We start from the raw sequence: 16074 nt of genomic DNA on the forward strand, positions 1-16074 counted from the left end.
TGAATCACCTCAAGAAATCAGAACGAAACGCCACCTTCACCAACCAGTTTCTCGAGTGCCCAAATCAGGACAAAGTCGATCAACACGATCAGCACGGCAAACGAAAATACGGTTGGGTCGAGCGAAGACACAGTGCGGCTGTACATCCAGATCGGCACGGTCATGACGTCGATGGTGTAGAGGAAATAGGTCACGGTGAATTCGTTGAACGAGACGATGAACGCCAGCAGCATGCCCGCCAGGATCCCCGACTTCATCAACGGCACCACCACATCGACAATCGCCCGCAGCGGTGAAGCACCGAGCATTTGCGCGGCCTCTTCGACTTCGCTGCCGATGGAGAGCATCGCCGCCGTGCAGTTCTTCACCACGAACGGCAACGCGAGGATCACGTGGGCAATCACCAGGCGCGAGGTGGTCATCTGGAACGGCAGGCTGTCGAACACCAGCAGCAACGCCAGCCCCAATACCACCATCGGGAACACCAGCGGCAACGACATCAATTGCAGGGCCACGGCCTTGCCACGGAACTCGCAACGGGTCAGGGCGTACGCCGCCGGCACCGCGATGATGGTCGCGAAGACCATGGTCAGGCAGGACACCATCAGGCTGGTGGACATGGCTTTGCCCAGGCTCAGCACATCGCTGGCGTCCGGCGACACGAAGGTGTGCCAGGCGGCCTTGTACCATTGCAGGCTGTAGCTGCTCGGCGGGAAGTCGAGGTTCGACGCGCCGCTGAACGACATGACGATCATGGTCAGGATCGGCAGTACCGCCAGCAGCAGGATGAAGCCCGAAAGGATGCCGGCAAACTTGCCGGTCTCGCCGGGCAACAGCCCATAACGCTTCTTGGTCAGGGTGCTCATTGGGAAGCCTCCAGCATGCGCCGACGACGGCCAGTGATGTATTCGGACAGGGTCATGATCGCGAGGGTGGTGACGATCAGCACCACACCGGCAGCGGATGCGGCGGGCCAGTTCATCAGCGGGGCGATCTGGTCATGCACCATCACCGCCAGCATCGGCACGCGCCGGCCGCCGAGCAGTAAAGGCACCACGAAACTGCTGGCGTTGTAGGCGAATACCAGGGTCGCACCGGTAATGATCCCCGGCAGACTCATCGGCAATACCACCTGGCGGAACACCTGGAAGCGACTGGCGCCCAGGGTGGCGGCGGCTTCTTCGTAGCTGCGGGCGACGCCGCGCATGGCGCTGGCAATCGGCAACACGGCCAGCGGGAAGGCGGTTTGCACCAGGCCCATCAACACGCCGTTCTGGTTGTAGAGCAGCATGATCGGGCGCTTGATCAGGCCCAGGCCCATCAGGGTCTGGTTGAGCATGCCACCGGGACCGAGGATCACCAGCCAGCCGTAGCTTTGCAGCAGCAGGTTGACCAGCAATGGCAGCAACACCGCCGCAAGGAAGATCCGGCGCACGAACGGCGAGGTCAGGCGCGACATGGTGTAGGCCACCGGGATCGCCAGAATCACTGCGATCACCGCGCTGATCAGCGCCAGGCGCAGGGTCAGCATCAGCGATTTGAGGTAATAGGGTTCCAGCAACTGGGCGTAACTGGCCAGGCTGAACCCGGACCATTCCGCGCCTTTGGTGCCCACGCTCATGCGCAGTACCAGCAGGCTGGCGGCAATCAGTACGCCAAGAAACAGCATCGACGGCGAGAGGAAAAACCAGGCGCGCGTCGTTGGCGAAACACCCCGAGCGGCGCGCACGGGGGCGGCACTCACCGGATGAGTCAGAGGTTGGTGTTCCATAGCAAAGGGTCTCGTCAATGGAAGATCAGAAATATCAGCCTGTACGGCCCCCCTGTAGGAGCTGCCGCAGGCTGCGATCTTTTGATCTTTTTCAGAGCTACCGAAGAGCAGGATCTAAAGATCGCAGCCTTCGGCAGCTCCTACAGATCAGGAAGAAAAGATTTCCGTGTAACGACGAATCCATTGGTCATGCACAGTCGCCAGGAAGGCGTTGTCGTGCATGATCGCCTTCTCGGCGATCTGCTCCGGCGTGAGGATGTACGGGCTCTTGCGTGCTTCGGCGGAGATGATCGCCTTGGCGTTGACCGGGCCGTTGTAGATGTCTTCAGCCATCTTGCCCTGCACCAGCGGGTCCAGAGAGTGGTTGATGAAGGCGTAGGCCATGTCGGTATCGCCCGGACGGTTCTTCGGCATCACCGACAGCATCAGGTCGGTGTAGAAACCTTCCTTCATGCCGAACGTGGCGCCCAGGCCGTAGTTCGGATCGCGGATCTGTTTCGGGAAGAAGGCTGGCGCGTACAGACCGCCCATGTCCAGGGAACCGGTGCGGAACAGTTCGGCGATCTGGTTCGGATTTTCACCCAGGGTCACCACACGATCTTTCAGCTCGGCGAGTTTCTTGAAGCCAGGTTCAATGTTGTGTTCGTCACCACCGGCCAGTTTGGCGGCGATGATGATCAGGTCCATGGCCTCGGTCCAGTTCGGCGGTGGCAGGAAGATGTTCGGTGCCAAGTCGGCGTCCCACAGGGAAGCGTAACTGGTTGGAGCTTCTTTCTGGGTGCGGGTGCTGTAGACCAGGCTGTTGCACCACAGCAGGTAACCGATACCGTGGCCATTGGCGCCGGTGCGGTATTTCTCCGGTACGTCGACGAGGTTGGGAATGCGGTTGAGGTCGGGTTTTTCCAGCAGGTTGGCGGCGGCCAGACCTTCGGCGCCGACGCCTGCCAGGGTGATGATGTCGTACTGCGGACGATCACCGCCGGCCTTGAGCTTGGCGACCATTTCCGAGGTACTGCCGGTGCGGTCAGCGATGACCTTGCAGCCGTACTTGTCTTCGAAGGTCGCGGCGATGTTGCGCAGTGCAGCCAGGCCGGTGTCATCGGACCAGGTCAGCAAACGCAGGGTCTTGCCGGCAAAACGTGTGTCGCTGGCATTGGCCTTGATGAACGGCATGCTCATGGCGGCCGCTGCAACCGAGGCTACGCCCACGGTCTTGATAAATTGACGTCTGTTCAGATCATGCTCGCCCATTACGGACTCCCTTTGTTTTTGTAGGTATAAGGCAGGTCGAAACTGTTGCATCCGCGCGACCGGACCAGCGTTAGCCCTCGTATTTTCGGGGGCTTGGCTGAGCCAGCAAGTTCATCCTGAGGTCGTGTAAAACACCTGACTATCGATAAAAACTCATTGAAGCCATGACGCCAGCGCATGCCTCATCGCGAGGCATGCGCTCACCTTTTTCGTGCCTTCAGACAGCCCGGATCACGTGTTTGATTTCCTGGAAAGCCTGCAAGCCCCACGGCCCCAATTCACGGCCGATGCTGCTCTGCTTGTAGCCGCCCCAGGCGGTCTGCGGGAAGATCACCTGTGGCGCGTTGATCCACACAAGCCCCGCCTGCAAAGCGTTGGCGACGCGGTCAGCGGTCTGTGCATTGCGCGTCACCACACTGGCAACCAGGCCAAACTGGCTGTCGTTGGCCAGGGCAATCGCTTCGGCTTCGGAGGCGAAACGGCGTACGCAGATCACCGGGCCGAAAATCTCTTCATTCCACAACGCACTGTCGAGGGGCACTTCGGTGAACACCGTCGGCTGCAAAAAATATCCGCGCGGCAGGTCGGCCGGGCGATTGCCACCGCAAACCAGCTTGGCGCCGGCGCTCAAACCGCGATCGATGTGACCGAGCACGCGCTGGTATTGCGCCTGATTGACCAGCGCGCCCATTTCCACGTTCGGGTCGAACGGGTCGGCCACGCGAATGGCTTCGGCACGGGCTTTCACACGGGTCAGGAATTCATCGGCCAGTTCATCGGCGACCAGCACGCGACTGGTGGCGGAACACATCTGCCCAGCGTTGAAGAAACCACCGCCGCAGGCCACTTCCACCGCCAGGTCGAGATCGGCATCGGCCAGCACCAGCAGCGAAGATTTGCCGCCCAGTTCCAGGCTCACGCCCTTGACGGTTTCCGCCGCCCGTTGCATGACCTGCACGCCGACCGCATTGCTGCCGGTGAAGGAAATTTTCGCGATGCGCGAGTCTGCCGACAGGGGCGCGCCAACCGCCAGGCCAGTGCCGCACACTAGGTTGAACACGCCCGCAGGCAACCCGGCTTCAGCGATGATCGCTGCCAGTTCCAGCTCCGGCAGCGGTGTCACTTCCGAAGGCTTGAGCACCACGCAGCAACCGGCGGCCAGGGCCGGGGCGAGTTTCCACGCGGTGGTAACCATCGGGAAGTTCCACGGCACGATCAGGCCGACCACACCGCACGGCTCGCGGCGCAAACGCGCGCTGAAGTCGTCGGACGGCAGCTCGATGGCGCTGTCCTGTTTCGCGTCCAGCCCTTCGGCCAAACCGGCGTAATACTCGAACGTGGCGATCACGTCATCGACGTCGATCGCGGCTTCGAATTGTGGCTTGCCGTTGTTGCTCGACTGCAAGTGCATCAGTTTTTCGCGATTGGCCTGCACGCCATTGGCAATTTTGCGCAGGATCGCGCCGCGTTCGGCGCCCGTGGTTTTCGACCAGACGGCGAACGCCTGGGTCGCCGCGCTCACGGCTTGATCAACCGCACGCTCGTCGCCGCCATTCACGGTGGTCAACAGGGCTTCGGTCGCCGGGTTGATCACCCGCAGGTGTTCGTTGCCGGCCGACCATTGGCCGTTGATGTACAGGCCATCCAGGGTCATAGGGAAAGTCATTTCGACACCGCCTGCATCCACTGGGTCTGGTCGATTTCAATCAGGGTCGGGCCCTGGCGATCTGTAGCCATACGCAATGCGCCACGCAGTTGTTCGACACTGCTGATCGCTTCGGCCGCACAACCCAATGCCTTGGCCACACCGATGAAGTCCGGGGTGTAGATGTCCACGCCGACCGGCTCGATGTCGCGGTTGACCATGTACTTCTTGATCTCTTCGTAGCCCTGGTTATTCCACAGCAACACGATCACCGGGGTGCGTGCTTCAACGGCGCTGGCCAGTTCCGGCAGGGTGAATTGCAGGCCACCGTCGCCGATCAGGCACACCACCGGAGGACGCGCGACACCTTCGACACTGCCACCAAGCCAGGCGCCAATCGCCGCCGGCAAGGCGTAACCAAGGGTGCCGTAACCGGTGGACGAGTTGAACCAGCGGCGCGGGCGCTCCGGGTTGAACGTCAGGTTGCCGGTGTACACAGGCTGAGTCGAATCGCCGACGAACACCGCGTCTGGCAGTTCATGCAGCACGGTTTCGAGGAAACGGGTCTGGGCCAGGGTCGGTGCGTCCCAGGTGGCGGCCAGGTCTTCACGCAGACGAGCGGCGCGCACTTGGCCCCAATCGTTGCGGCGCTCGGCCAGGGGTTTGTGCGACAGGGCACTGAGCAAGGCCTGGGCGGCGTTGCGCGAGTCGGCCACCAGTGCCACGTGCGGCGGGTAGTTGCGCACGGTCTGGTCCGGGTCGATGTCCACTCGCAGCAGTTGGCCAGGAATCTCGAAGCCACCGGCGAAGGTCACGTCGTAGTCGGTTTCGGCCAGCTCGGTGCCGATGGCCAGGACCACATCGGCCTCGGCGACCAGCGCACGGGTGGCGACCAGGCTCTGGGTCGAACCGATCAGCAGCGGGTGGCCGGAAGCGAGCATGCCCTTGGCATTGATGGTCAGGGCTACCGGCGCGTCCAGCAGTTCGGCCAGTTCAGTCAGCTCGGACGCCGCGTCAATGGCACCGCCACCGGCGAGGATCAACGGACGCTTGGCACCGGCCAGCAATTCGGTCATGCGTGACACGGCACTTGGCGAAGCACCGGCGCGGTCGATATTGACCGGCAGGCTGCTGAGCAGGTCATCGGCTTCTTCGACCAATACGTCCAGTGGAATTTCGATGTGCACCGGACGCGGGCGGCCGGCCTGGAACAGCGCGAAGGCACGGGCCAACACGCCCGGCAATTCCGACGCCGACATCAAGGTGTGGGAGAACGCCGCGACACCGGCACACAGTGCGCCCTGGTTCGGCAGCTCATGCAGCTTGCCGCGACCGCCGCCCAACTGGCTGCGCGATTGCACACTGGAGATCACCAGCATCGGGATCGAATCGGCATAGGCCTGGCCCATGGCGGTGGTGATGTTGGTCATGCCAGGGCCGGTGATGATGAAGCACACACCCGGTTTGCCGCTGGTGCGGGCGTAGCCGTCGGCCATGAAGCCGGCGCCCTGTTCGTGACGCGGCGTGACGTGGTTGATGCTCGAACGGGCCAGCCCGCGATACAGCTCCACGGTATGCACCCCCGGAATGCCGAACACCTGCTCGACCCCGTAGTTTTCGAGTAACTTGACCAATACTTCGCCGCACGTCGCCATGTCTTTGCCCTTTTTGTTCGTTTGAGACGCCGGGCGTGCGGTGTGTTTATGATGGATTCGCAGGCCCGGGAATGGCCTCATTGGAACGGGCTGGACGTAGCCGCAACAATGGATAAAAAGTCATACTAGCCATGTCCTCACGTCATACCTTGGATCCCAATGAAACGACTGCCTCCCCTGCCGGCGCTGCACACCTTTCTGATTACCGCGCAGTGCTGCAATTTCACTCGGGCCGCTGAACAGCTGCACATCACCCAGGGCGCGGTGAGTCGGCAGATCGCCGGGCTGGAAGATCATCTGGGTTATGAGCTGTTCATCCGCCTGGCCCGAGGCCTGGACCTGACAGCCGAGGGACGGGAATGGCTGCCACGGGTGCAGCAGATTTTCGGCCTGATCGACGAGGCCGTTGAACAGATCGGCGAGAAGCGTGAAACCCTGCAGCTCAAGGCACCGACCTGCGTCATGCGCTGGTTGCTGCCGCGTCTGTTGCAATGGCAAAGGGAACGCCCGGATGTGCCGGTGGAACTGACCACAACGGTCAAGCACGGGGTGGATTTTCATCGCGAGCAGTTCGATGCAGCGGTGATGTACGGCGCACCGCCGGACGATTCATTGATGTCGCAAAAACTCTTCGACGAACAACTCACGCCTGTGTGTTCCAGACCGATGCTCGAAGGCCCCATGCCCCTGCAAGCACCGGCCGATCTGCAACAGCACCTGTTGCTGCATCCGACCCGCGACGAGCGGGACTGGAAAGCCTGGTTGAAAGCCGCGGATGTGCATTTGACCAATGTCGGCAAGGGCCAGCATTTCGAAACACTGGACCTGGCGATGTCGATGGCGTCCCAGGGAACGGGTGTGGCGATTGGCGATTGGTCGCTGATCGGCGATGACCTGAACGCCGGGCGGCTGGTCATGCCATTCGAATTGAAAGTGACAACGGGACTGGCGTATTACCTGGTGTTCCCCGAAAAACCCGGGCCTTCGCCGAAGTTGAGGGAATTGATGGGCTGGTTGGTGGAGCAGGCTCAGTCGCGTTGAACCACGGTATCTGTAGGAGCTGCCGCAGGCTGCGATCTTTTGGTTAGTACCCGACCGTAATCCGCTGCCGCGAATGCTTTGGCGCTCCCACTTCGTCGAGCATTGCAATCGCGTAGTCGGCAAACGTGATCCAGCTGCGCCCTTCGCTGCTCACCAGCAAATCATCCTGACCGATGCGGAACTTCCCGGTGCGCTCGCCTTCGACAAATTCGGCTGATGGCGACAGGAAGGTCCAGTCCAGCTCCTTTTCCTGACGCAGGATAGCGAGGAACTCGGCACCGGCACTGGCTTCAGCCTTGTACGCGTCCGGAAATCCTTTGCTGTCGATCACTCGCGTACCATCCGGCAACAGGAGCGAACCGGCCCCGCCCACGACCAGCAGGCGTTTAACCCCAGCTTTTTTCACCGGGCCAATGACTGCGCTGGCAGGTAGCGTGGCGAAATGCGCCGCGCTGATGACCACGTCATGACCCGCAATTGCAGCTTGCAACGCAGCGGCATCAAGGGCATCGACGGCCTTGCTGACCACACCTTCACGCGGGTCGACTTTCGATGTGTCGCGGGCAATGGCGGTAACGCTGTGACCACGACGCAGGGCCTCGTCCAGCAGTTGGCTACCGGCACGACCGGTGGCACCAATGATTGCGATTTTGCTCATGACGTTCTCCAATGGGTTGAGCTTGTTGGATTTCAGTTGAGGCGGGTTACCACTTCATCTCGCCCTTGGCGACCTTGGCGCTCAGCTCCAGGGAGCTTTCATCACCCAGTGCCGGGAAGCGTTTTTTCATCGCCGCGATCAGCGCGGCAGAATCCTTGGCCTTGGCGGTTTCTTCGTCGAAGGCCTTGATGTAAGCGGCGGTGAACTCCACGGCAGCCAGGGAGCGATCGCTCTCGCCGAGGTAGTGACCCGGCACCACGGTCTGCGGTTTCAGGGTTTCAATGGAATGCAGCGTAGCCAACCAATCGGCATGGGACTGTGGCGTTTGCGTGTCAGCCATCCACACATGGATGTTTTGCGCCACCACGACACCTCCGACCACGGCCTTGATCGACGGAATCCACACGAAGCTGCGATCCGGCTGCGGGCCCTCAAGACCAACGACCTGCAATTTCTGCCCTTCGAGGGTCAGGCTATCGCCCTTGAGCACACCCGGCACGATGGTTTTGCCCGGCACATCAGCCCCCATTTTCGGGCCCCAGAACGCCAGTTTGCCGTCGACGGTTTGCTTGATGTGGTCAACAGTCGGCTGCGAAGCAAGGACCTTGGCCTTGGGGAACGCGGCCGTCAGGGTATCGAGGCCGAAGTAGTAATCCGGATCGCCATGGCTGATGTAGATGGTGGTCAGTTGCTTGCCGCTGGCGCGGATTTTTTCCACCACCTGTTCGGCCTGGGATTTGCCGAATTGCGCATCCACCAGGATCGCTTCTTTCTCGCCGCTGACCAGCACCGAGGTCACCGGGAAGATGGCTTTTTCACCGGGATTGTAGACATCCAGCGTCAAAGTCGAGGCGGCTGCATGGGCGGCGAAACCGAGGGCGGCGCCTGCCAGCACAATGCGCCTTAAAGTGGTGAAACCGATCATCTGTTGCTCCGTTGTCCGTATGCCTTGTTTGGCGATGGAACAGAGCTTAGTTGCCTGACTCAGTACAAAAAATGCGATGCTTGAACATAGTTTGTTTCTGAAAGCGGGCAAATCATGGATCGTCTTCAAGCAATGCGCGTGTTCGTCACGGTGGTCGACCTCGGCAGCCAGTCGGCCGCCGCGGACCATCTGGAGCTGTCACGGCCGGTGGTGTCGCGGTATCTGGCGGAACTGGAAGACTGGGTCGGCGCGCGCCTGATGCATCGCACCACGCGCAAGTTGAGCCTCACCGCCGCCGGCAACGAGATCCTGCCCCGCTGTCGGCAGATGCTCGATTTGTCCACCGACATGCAGGCCGCCGTCAGCGAACCTGATGACGCACCGCGCGGCCTGCTGCGGATCAGCGTCAGCACCTCCTTCGGCCAGGCGCAACTGGCCGATGCCATGGCCGCGTACGTCCGACGCTACCCCGGCGTCAGCATCGACATGCAGATGCTCGACCGCACCGTGAACCTGGTGGATGAGCGCATCGACCTGGCGATCCGCACCAGCAACGACCTGGACCCGAACCTGATCGCCCGCCGCCTGACGGTTTGCCGCTCGGTGATTTGCGCTTCCCCCGCTTACTTGCGCGAGCACCCGGCACCGCAACGGGTCGAGGACCTGAGCCTGCACAATTGCCTGACCCACTCCTACTTCGGCAAAAGCCTCTGGCATTTCGAGCAGGACGGCGAGCAGGTTTCAGTACCGGTGCAGGGCAACATCAGCGCCAACGAGGCCAGCACGCTGCTGCGCGCAACGATCGCTGGCGCCGGGGTGGCGATGCTGCCCACGTACCAGGCCGGTGTGCACATCCACAGCGGCGAATTGATTCGATTGCTGCCGGCGGCGGAACCCCGGCAAATGAACGTGTATGCGGTGTATGCCTCACGCAAGCACATGCCGGCGGCGTTGCGCAGCTTGCTGGATTTTCTGGTGCTTAGATTTCCGGAAGAACCGGAGTGGGATATCGGGTTGTAACACCGCCCCCCTGTAGGAGTTGCCGAAGGCTGCGATCTTTTGATCTTGCTTTTCAAAAGCAAAGTCAAAAGATCGCAGCCTTCGGCATGGCGCTGCCGCCTGGCGCGTCGAGCAACTGCGCAACCTGCCCCGTGAATACGCGAGCTGCAACTTCGAGCGCTGCATTCCCCACAACGCTACCCTCAACGCCCTCCGGTAACGAAGGGGGTCAGGCTTCGTTGTCCTGATCGGCCTTCAAGCGGTCGCGGAACGCCTTTGGCGAAATCCCCACACGACGCCGGAACAGGCGCGTGAAGTTGGTCGGATCGGAAAACCCCAACACGTCGGACATTTCATAAATGGTCATGCTGGTGTAGGTCAGCAAACGCTTGGCCTCCAGCAATTGCCGTTCGTGCATGATCTGCAATGCCGGTTGCCCCGCCAGCTCACGACAGGTGCCGTTGAGGTGCGACACGGAAATCCCCAGCCGGTGCGCCAGGTCCTCGACCTTGACGTGCTGGCGATAGGTCTCTTCCACCAGCTGAATAAACCCGTTGAGGTATTCCCGGGCCCGCTGCGGTCGCGCCATGGCGGTGCGCCGCTGGATCACCTGGCGGCTGACCCACACCATGATCACACTGACCAGCGAATGCATGAGCATTTCCCGCGCCGGTTGATGGCTGGTGTATTCGTTCTGCAAGGCACTGAACAGGCTGTTGAGGTACTCGGCGTCCTTGCCAGCCGGGTAGCTTTCGGCCTGGGCCAGGGCATTGATCGAATGTCCCAACTGCATCTGCAAGTAGGCGATCAGCGGCGCGGCCAGGGTCACGACAAAGCCTTCCACGTCTTCGGAAAAGCGAAAGCCGTGCACCGACAGCGGTGGCAGGATCTGGATCGCCGGTTCCACCAGTTGCGTACGTTGGCCTTCGATTTCAAGCTCTGCCTGACCTTTGAATACGAAGAGCAACTGGCACAAATCAGCGTGGCGGTGGGGTTTGATTTCCCAATGATGTTCGCGACTGCGTTTGGAAATGGTTTCACAGTGCAGCAAGTCCGGGGTCGGCCAATCCAGGCTTTCACCGTAGAGCTTGAACACCGGAATCGAAGGCAGGTCAGGCTTGTTCATCACTTCAATCCAGGCCTCGGGGTCAATGGCGGGCGATAATCGCACCGATTGGCAGAATGTACAGCTATCGGCTCAGTTTTCACCTTCAATTGACAGACTCGCAAGTGAAAAATGCAAGCACTCGATCCATAAAAATCATTCACCGGCCCTTGTCGAGTGAAGCTTGCGAGTCATAAAAACAATGAAAACGCTGAAAACCCAAGTCGCCATTATCGGTGCTGGCCCCTCAGGCTTGCTGCTCGGCCAATTGCTGCACAACGCCGGCATCGACAACATCGTTCTCGAACGTCAAACCCCCGATTACGTGCTCGGCCGAATCCGCGCCGGCGTGCTCGAACAAGGCATGGTAGAGCTGTTGCGCCAGGCTGGCGTGTGTCAGCGCATGGACGCAGAAGGCCTGGTCCACGGCGGCTTTGAACTGGCCCTCGACGGACGTCAGGTGCACATCGATCTGCAAGCGTTGACTGGCGGCAAGACGGTGATGATCTACGGCCAGACCGAGGTCACCCGTGACCTGATGGCCGCTCGTCGGGAGGTGGGCGCGCAGACGATTTACCAAGCCAGCAACGTCGTTCCCCACGGCATGAAAACCGATGAAGCGTTTGTCACTTTTGAGAAGGACGGCGAGCCGTATCGACTCGATTGCGACTACATCGCCGGTTGTGACGGCTTCCACGGTGTGGCGCGGCAATCGATTCCTGCCGAATGCCTGAAGGTGTTTGAACGCGTCTATCCGTTTGGCTGGTTGGGTATTCTGGCCGACACGCCGCCGGTCCACGAAGAACTGGTCTACGCCCGCCACGAGCGCGGTTTTGCCCTGTGCAGCATGCGCTCGTCGACGCGCACCCGTTACTACCTGCAAGTGCCCGCAGACGAAAATGTCGAGGATTGGTCCGATCAACGCTTCTGGGACGAACTCAAAAATCGCCTGCCGGTCGATCTTGCGCAAAAACTGGCCACCGGCCCGTCCATCGAAAAAAGCATCGCGCCCCTGCGCAGCTTCGTAGTCGAACCGATGCAATACGGCCGCATGTTCCTGGTCGGCGATGCCGCGCACATCGTCCCGCCCACCGGCGCCAAGGGCCTGAACCTGGCGGCCAGTGACGTCAGTACGCTGTTCAATATCCTGCTCAAGGTTTACCGCGAAGATCGCCTTGATCTGCTGGAGAAATACTCGGAGATCTGCCTGCGCCGGGTGTGGAAGGCCGAGCGGTTTTCCTGGTGGATGACCTCGATGCTGCACCGCTTCGACGACCACGATGCCTTCAGCCAGCGCATTGCCGAGTCGGAACTGGAGTATTTCATCAGCTCCGAGGCGGGTCGAAAAACCATCGCAGAAAACTACGTCGGGCTTCCTTATGAGGCTATCGAATAGCTTCCTACCGACTTACACTGGCGAGCATCCCCGCTCGCCTTGCCTCGTGCGGGTCAATCACTGCCCGCAGGTTTTCCCGTGACCAATCTCCACCAGCCTGAAACGCCCAAACCCGCCATCCGCAGCGTGCTGGTCGCCCTGATGCTGGCGATCTTTCTCGGGGCGCTGGACCAGACCATCGTCGCCGTTTCGATGCCGGCCATTTCTGCGCAATTCAAGGACGTCAGCCTGCTGGCCTGGGTGATTTCCGGCTACATGGTGGCCATGACCGTGGCGGTGCCGATTTACGGCAAGCTGGGTGACCTGTACGGGCGGCGCAAGCTGATGCTGTTCGGCATGGGCCTGTTCACCCTGGCGTCGGTGTTCTGCGGCATGGCCCAGAGCATGGAGCAACTGGTACTGGCGCGGATCTTTCAGGGCATCGGCGCCGGCGGGATGATTTCGGTGAGCCAGGCGATCATCGGTGACATCGTGCCGCCACGGGAACGCGGTCGTTATCAGGGCTATTTCAGCAGCATGTACGCCGTGGCCAGCGTGGCCGGCCCGGTGCTCGGCGGCTACATGACCGAATACCTGTCCTGGCGCTGGGTGTTTTTGATCAACCTGCCGCTGGGTCTGGGCGCTTGGCTGGTGGCCTATCGCACGCTGGTGGGCCTGCCGATTCCGCAACGCAAACCGATCATCGATTACCTGGGCACCGTGCTGATGATCATCGGGCTCACGGCGTTGTTGCTGGGCATCACTCAGGTCGGTCAAGGCCACTCGTGGCGCAGTGCCGAAGTGTTGGCACTGCTGGCCAGTGCGGTGCTGGTGCTGGGGCTGTTTGTCGTTCACGAGCGGCGGGCACGGGAGCCGTTGTTGCCCATGCATCTGTTCGCCAACCGCAACGCGATCCTGTGCTGGTGCACGATTTTCTTCACCAGTTTCCAGGCCATCTCGTTGATCGTATTGATGCCGCTACGCTTTCAGAGCGTCACCGGCGCCGGTGCCGACAGCGCCGCCCTGCACCTGCTGCCGCTGGCCATGGGTTTGCCGATTGGCGCGTATTTCGCCGGCCGCCGTACCTCGGTGACCGGGCGCTACAAACCGATGATCCTCACCGGTGCTGCGCTGATGCCCATCTCGATTCTTGGCATGGCGTTCAGCCCGCCGCAGGCATTCATCGTGAGCAGCCTGTTCATGCTGCTCTGCGGGATTTCCTCCGGCATGCAGTTCCCGACGTCATTGGTGGGCACGCAGAACTCGGTGGATCAGCGGGATATCGGCGTGGCCACCAGCACCACCAATCTGTTCCGTTCGCTGGGTGGTGCCGTGGGCGTGGCGTTGATGTCGGCGCTGCTGCTGGCGCTGTTGCAGGATTCAAGTTTTGCGCACCTGGCCGGCTCGTCGCTGATTGCCGAAGGCAGTTCGGGGAATGTGTTGCTGGACGGGTTGAACGCCGTGCCGGGTGACGCGCAGAACGCCTTGCGCGCTGAATTGCTGCTGACGTTCCGGCACTTGCTGACGGTCAGTGCGGCGGTGTCGCTGCTGGGTCTGGCGGCGGCGCTTGCCATGCCGAACATGTTGTTGCGCGGGCGCGAGGACAAAGTTCGGTAGATATCTATATGAGCGAAGGCGTCATCCCAGATACCCCGCTATCAAGGGCTGTAATACCCGACAGCCACCAGAAAATGCCCGACCTTTTTCAGGTAGGCGTGTTTGTTTTCGACCTTGCCGGTCACCGGGTTTTTCCAGCGGTATTCGTATTCGCCATCATCCTGTTTGGCCATCAACGCCAGAATCGGTTCGCCCACCGGTTTGCCTTCCGGGTCCAGGATTTTGCTGAAGTCGGTATTGATCAGCCGCAGATTGGTGCCGTGGGCCACGTAACGCCGGGTGTCCAGGTCGACGACAAACACATACAGGTCATCCTGCAGGTAGCCACCCTTGAGGGAGTTGATCGCCGTCAGGGTGCCCTTTTCGTCCTTGGCCAGATCGGTTGCCGCTTTATTCAGCAAGGCCATGGCCTGTTCGGCGGAGGCCCGTGGCAGGTAATAACCGACCGCCAGAATCCGCTGGCCGATGCGCTGGTAGTAGACATGCTTGCGCTCGACCTTGCCGTCGTTCCAGTTCTGCCAGCGATATTCCGCCTGCTGAATGCCATTGCCTTCCGGCACTTTCAGGGCGTCCTTGAAGGTTTTCTGCAAGTCTGGCCCAAGCACTTCCGAGACATCCCGGCCAATCAGCGCCGACGACGGCCCGCCGCTGGCAAGCATCACGCCCTTGGTGTCGAGCACGAAGACATATCGGTCCTTGTCGACAAACTCACCCTGACGGCTGAACGCCGCAAAGGCCTTGTCGCCATTCTCGTGGTAGTAAGCCAGGGCTTTTTCCAGCAGGGCGATGGCCGCCTTGCTGTCGTCCTTTTCCGTCCCGGCGGCTTGCGCCTGGCCCAGGCACAGCAAAAACATGCCGCACAGCAAGGCGAACCTATGCAGAAACCCCATTGCGCATCCCTCGTACCTGATGGTTTTTCAAGAGCGTAGACGGCAATGGGGGATGTATGGGTATTCAGGAAAACGCAGCGTGAGGCTTTTGTGGCGAGGGAGCTTGTCGGATCGCCACAGCAAGCTCCCTCGCCACAAATACTCACACCACTGACAATTACTGCCGGGCGCGCAGTTGCTGCTGCAAGTTCTGGATCTGCGCCTGAAGGGTATTGATGTTGCGGGTGACCTGGCTGCGGAACGCATCGAACTCGGCGGTATTGGTCGAGCCCTGTGCGGCGGCCGGACGGTTATCCTGCACGCTTTTGAGCACGATCATGTCTTGCTCGAGACGCTCGATGGCAACGCTCGGGTTGCCTTGTTTCTTCAGCGCGGTGATATCGGCGCCCAGGCTTTTCAGCTGCGCATCGAGTTTTTCCGAGTCGGACGGGGCACTTTTCAGTGCGGCCAATTCACCGCTCAAAGCTTTGACCTGGGCCTGCAACTGCGTATTGGCCGTCTGATGTTCGGTGTCCTGGGCACTCAACTGTGCCAGGCGTTTGTCCAGCTCGGTGGTTTGCGCGGTCATTTGTGCCAGTCGCTTGTCCAGGTCCGAGGCTTGGCCGGCAACACCTTGCTGCTGGGCGCCCTGGTCCTTGAGTTTGCTTTCCAGCTGGCGGATTTGCAGCTTCAAGGCCTCGCTGTCAGTGGTGACACTGGTCTGGCTGGCAACAACCTTTCCGGAAATGTCCTGCAGGCGCCCAGCCGCTTCCTCACTGATCCGCGCGAAACTTTCCTGGGTCGCCACCAGTTGCTGTTCCATCAGGGAAATCTGCTGAAAGCTCCACCAGGCCAGGCCCGCGAACGCAAAGATTAACGCCCCGACCAGCGCCCACAGCGGGCCGGTACTCGCCGCCTTGACCTTCACCACCGGCGCCGTGCGCGAATGCACGACCGTGCGGGCAGTAGGCGGAAAATCGTCGTCGAGAATGTCTGCACGCAGGCTCGGTACATCGTCGAAGTCGTCGTTGGCATCGTTACGCATGGACATTGAATCAACCTTAGTGAAACAAATGATGGCTTTATGCCGCGCAGTATAAACCCCCACAGCCTCAACCATTGACCCTGAAGCCCCGTATCCGGTTCAGTAAGGGGTCGTTGTT

Annotated in this window: 14 protein-coding genes; 4 read left to right on the top strand and 10 right to left on the bottom strand. The window is 60.8% G+C overall.

The genetic code is table 11. From position 1 onward, the window contains the following. Positions 1-17: 17 nt before the first annotated feature. The 5 genes from AC1D1M_RS19625 to AC1D1M_RS19645 all read right to left on the bottom strand — a co-directional run bounded on the left by AC1D1M_RS19625 (position 18) and on the right by AC1D1M_RS19645 (position 6322). On the bottom strand, positions 18-866 hold the full coding sequence (locus tag AC1D1M_RS19625; protein WP_477776905.1) for an ABC transporter permease: 849 nt from the start codon (positions 864-866) through the stop codon (positions 18-20). After that, positions 863-1771, bottom strand: a complete 909-nt coding sequence (locus AC1D1M_RS19630) for an ABC transporter permease (RefSeq protein ID WP_223460035.1) — start codon at positions 1769-1771, stop codon at positions 863-865. The genes AC1D1M_RS19625 and AC1D1M_RS19630 overlap by 4 nt, the downstream gene beginning before the upstream one ends. A gap of 147 nt (positions 1772-1918) precedes the next feature. After that, entirely contained in the window at positions 1919-3022 is a 1104-nt protein-coding gene (locus AC1D1M_RS19635; protein ID WP_477776906.1) for an ABC transporter substrate-binding protein, read from the bottom strand. A gap of 217 nt (positions 3023-3239) precedes the next feature. After that, complete coding sequence (locus tag AC1D1M_RS19640) at positions 3240-4688, bottom strand: aldehyde dehydrogenase family protein (RefSeq protein WP_477776907.1); 1449 nt, start codon at positions 4686-4688, stop codon at positions 3240-3242. Next, positions 4685-6322 (bottom strand): 5-guanidino-2-oxopentanoate decarboxylase, encoded by a 1638-nt coding sequence (locus AC1D1M_RS19645; protein ID WP_477776908.1) that lies wholly within the window; start codon positions 6320-6322, stop codon positions 4685-4687. The genes AC1D1M_RS19640 and AC1D1M_RS19645 overlap by 4 nt, the downstream gene beginning before the upstream one ends. A 159-nt stretch (positions 6323-6481) precedes the next feature. Here AC1D1M_RS19645 and AC1D1M_RS19650 point away from each other — a divergent pair, with 159 nt between their 5' ends. Next, on the top strand, positions 6482-7363 hold the full coding sequence (locus tag AC1D1M_RS19650) for a LysR substrate-binding domain-containing protein (RefSeq protein WP_347908717.1): 882 nt from the start codon (positions 6482-6484) through the stop codon (positions 7361-7363). Between the two features lie 43 nt (positions 7364-7406). Here AC1D1M_RS19650 and AC1D1M_RS19655 read toward each other — a convergent pair whose 3' ends face one another. Beyond that, entirely contained in the window at positions 7407-8021 is a 615-nt protein-coding gene (locus tag AC1D1M_RS19655) for an NAD(P)-dependent oxidoreductase (protein WP_477776909.1), read from the bottom strand. Between the two features lie 46 nt (positions 8022-8067). Further along, a complete protein-coding gene (locus AC1D1M_RS19660) occupies positions 8068-8946 on the bottom strand; it encodes an MBL fold metallo-hydrolase (protein WP_477776910.1) in 879 nt (292 codons plus the stop codon). A 114-nt stretch (positions 8947-9060) separates the two neighbouring features. Here AC1D1M_RS19660 and AC1D1M_RS19665 point away from each other — a divergent pair, with 114 nt between their 5' ends. Next, entirely contained in the window at positions 9061-9966 is a 906-nt protein-coding gene (locus AC1D1M_RS19665; RefSeq protein ID WP_477776911.1) for a LysR family transcriptional regulator, read from the top strand. A 208-nt stretch (positions 9967-10174) separates the two neighbouring features. Here the strand turns inward: AC1D1M_RS19665 and AC1D1M_RS19670 are convergent, their stop codons facing one another. Further along, positions 10175-11071, bottom strand: coding sequence for a helix-turn-helix domain-containing protein (locus AC1D1M_RS19670; RefSeq protein ID WP_477776912.1), 897 nt, complete (start codon positions 11069-11071; stop codon positions 10175-10177). A 190-nt stretch (positions 11072-11261) separates the two neighbouring features. Between AC1D1M_RS19670 and pobA the strand changes: the two genes are divergently transcribed. After that, positions 11262-12446, top strand: coding sequence for a 4-hydroxybenzoate 3-monooxygenase (gene pobA / locus AC1D1M_RS19675; RefSeq protein WP_477777073.1), 1185 nt, complete (start codon positions 11262-11264; stop codon positions 12444-12446). Positions 12447-12524: 78 nt separating this feature from the next. Continuing rightward, positions 12525-14042, top strand: coding sequence for an MDR family MFS transporter (locus AC1D1M_RS19680; RefSeq protein ID WP_477776913.1), 1518 nt, complete (start codon positions 12525-12527; stop codon positions 14040-14042). 41 nt (positions 14043-14083) lie between these two features. Here the strand turns inward: AC1D1M_RS19680 and AC1D1M_RS19685 are convergent, their stop codons facing one another. Together AC1D1M_RS19685 and AC1D1M_RS19690 are read right to left on the bottom strand one after the other, a co-directional pair. Beyond that, positions 14084-14932, bottom strand: a complete 849-nt coding sequence (locus AC1D1M_RS19685) for a cache domain-containing protein (RefSeq protein ID WP_477776914.1) — start codon at positions 14930-14932, stop codon at positions 14084-14086. A 157-nt stretch (positions 14933-15089) separates the two neighbouring features. Then, positions 15090-15962, bottom strand: coding sequence for an ATPase (locus AC1D1M_RS19690; protein ID WP_477776915.1), 873 nt, complete (start codon positions 15960-15962; stop codon positions 15090-15092). Positions 15963-16074: the final 112 nt, after the last annotated feature.

Source organism: Pseudomonas sp. P1_F7 (assembly GCF_056405655.1).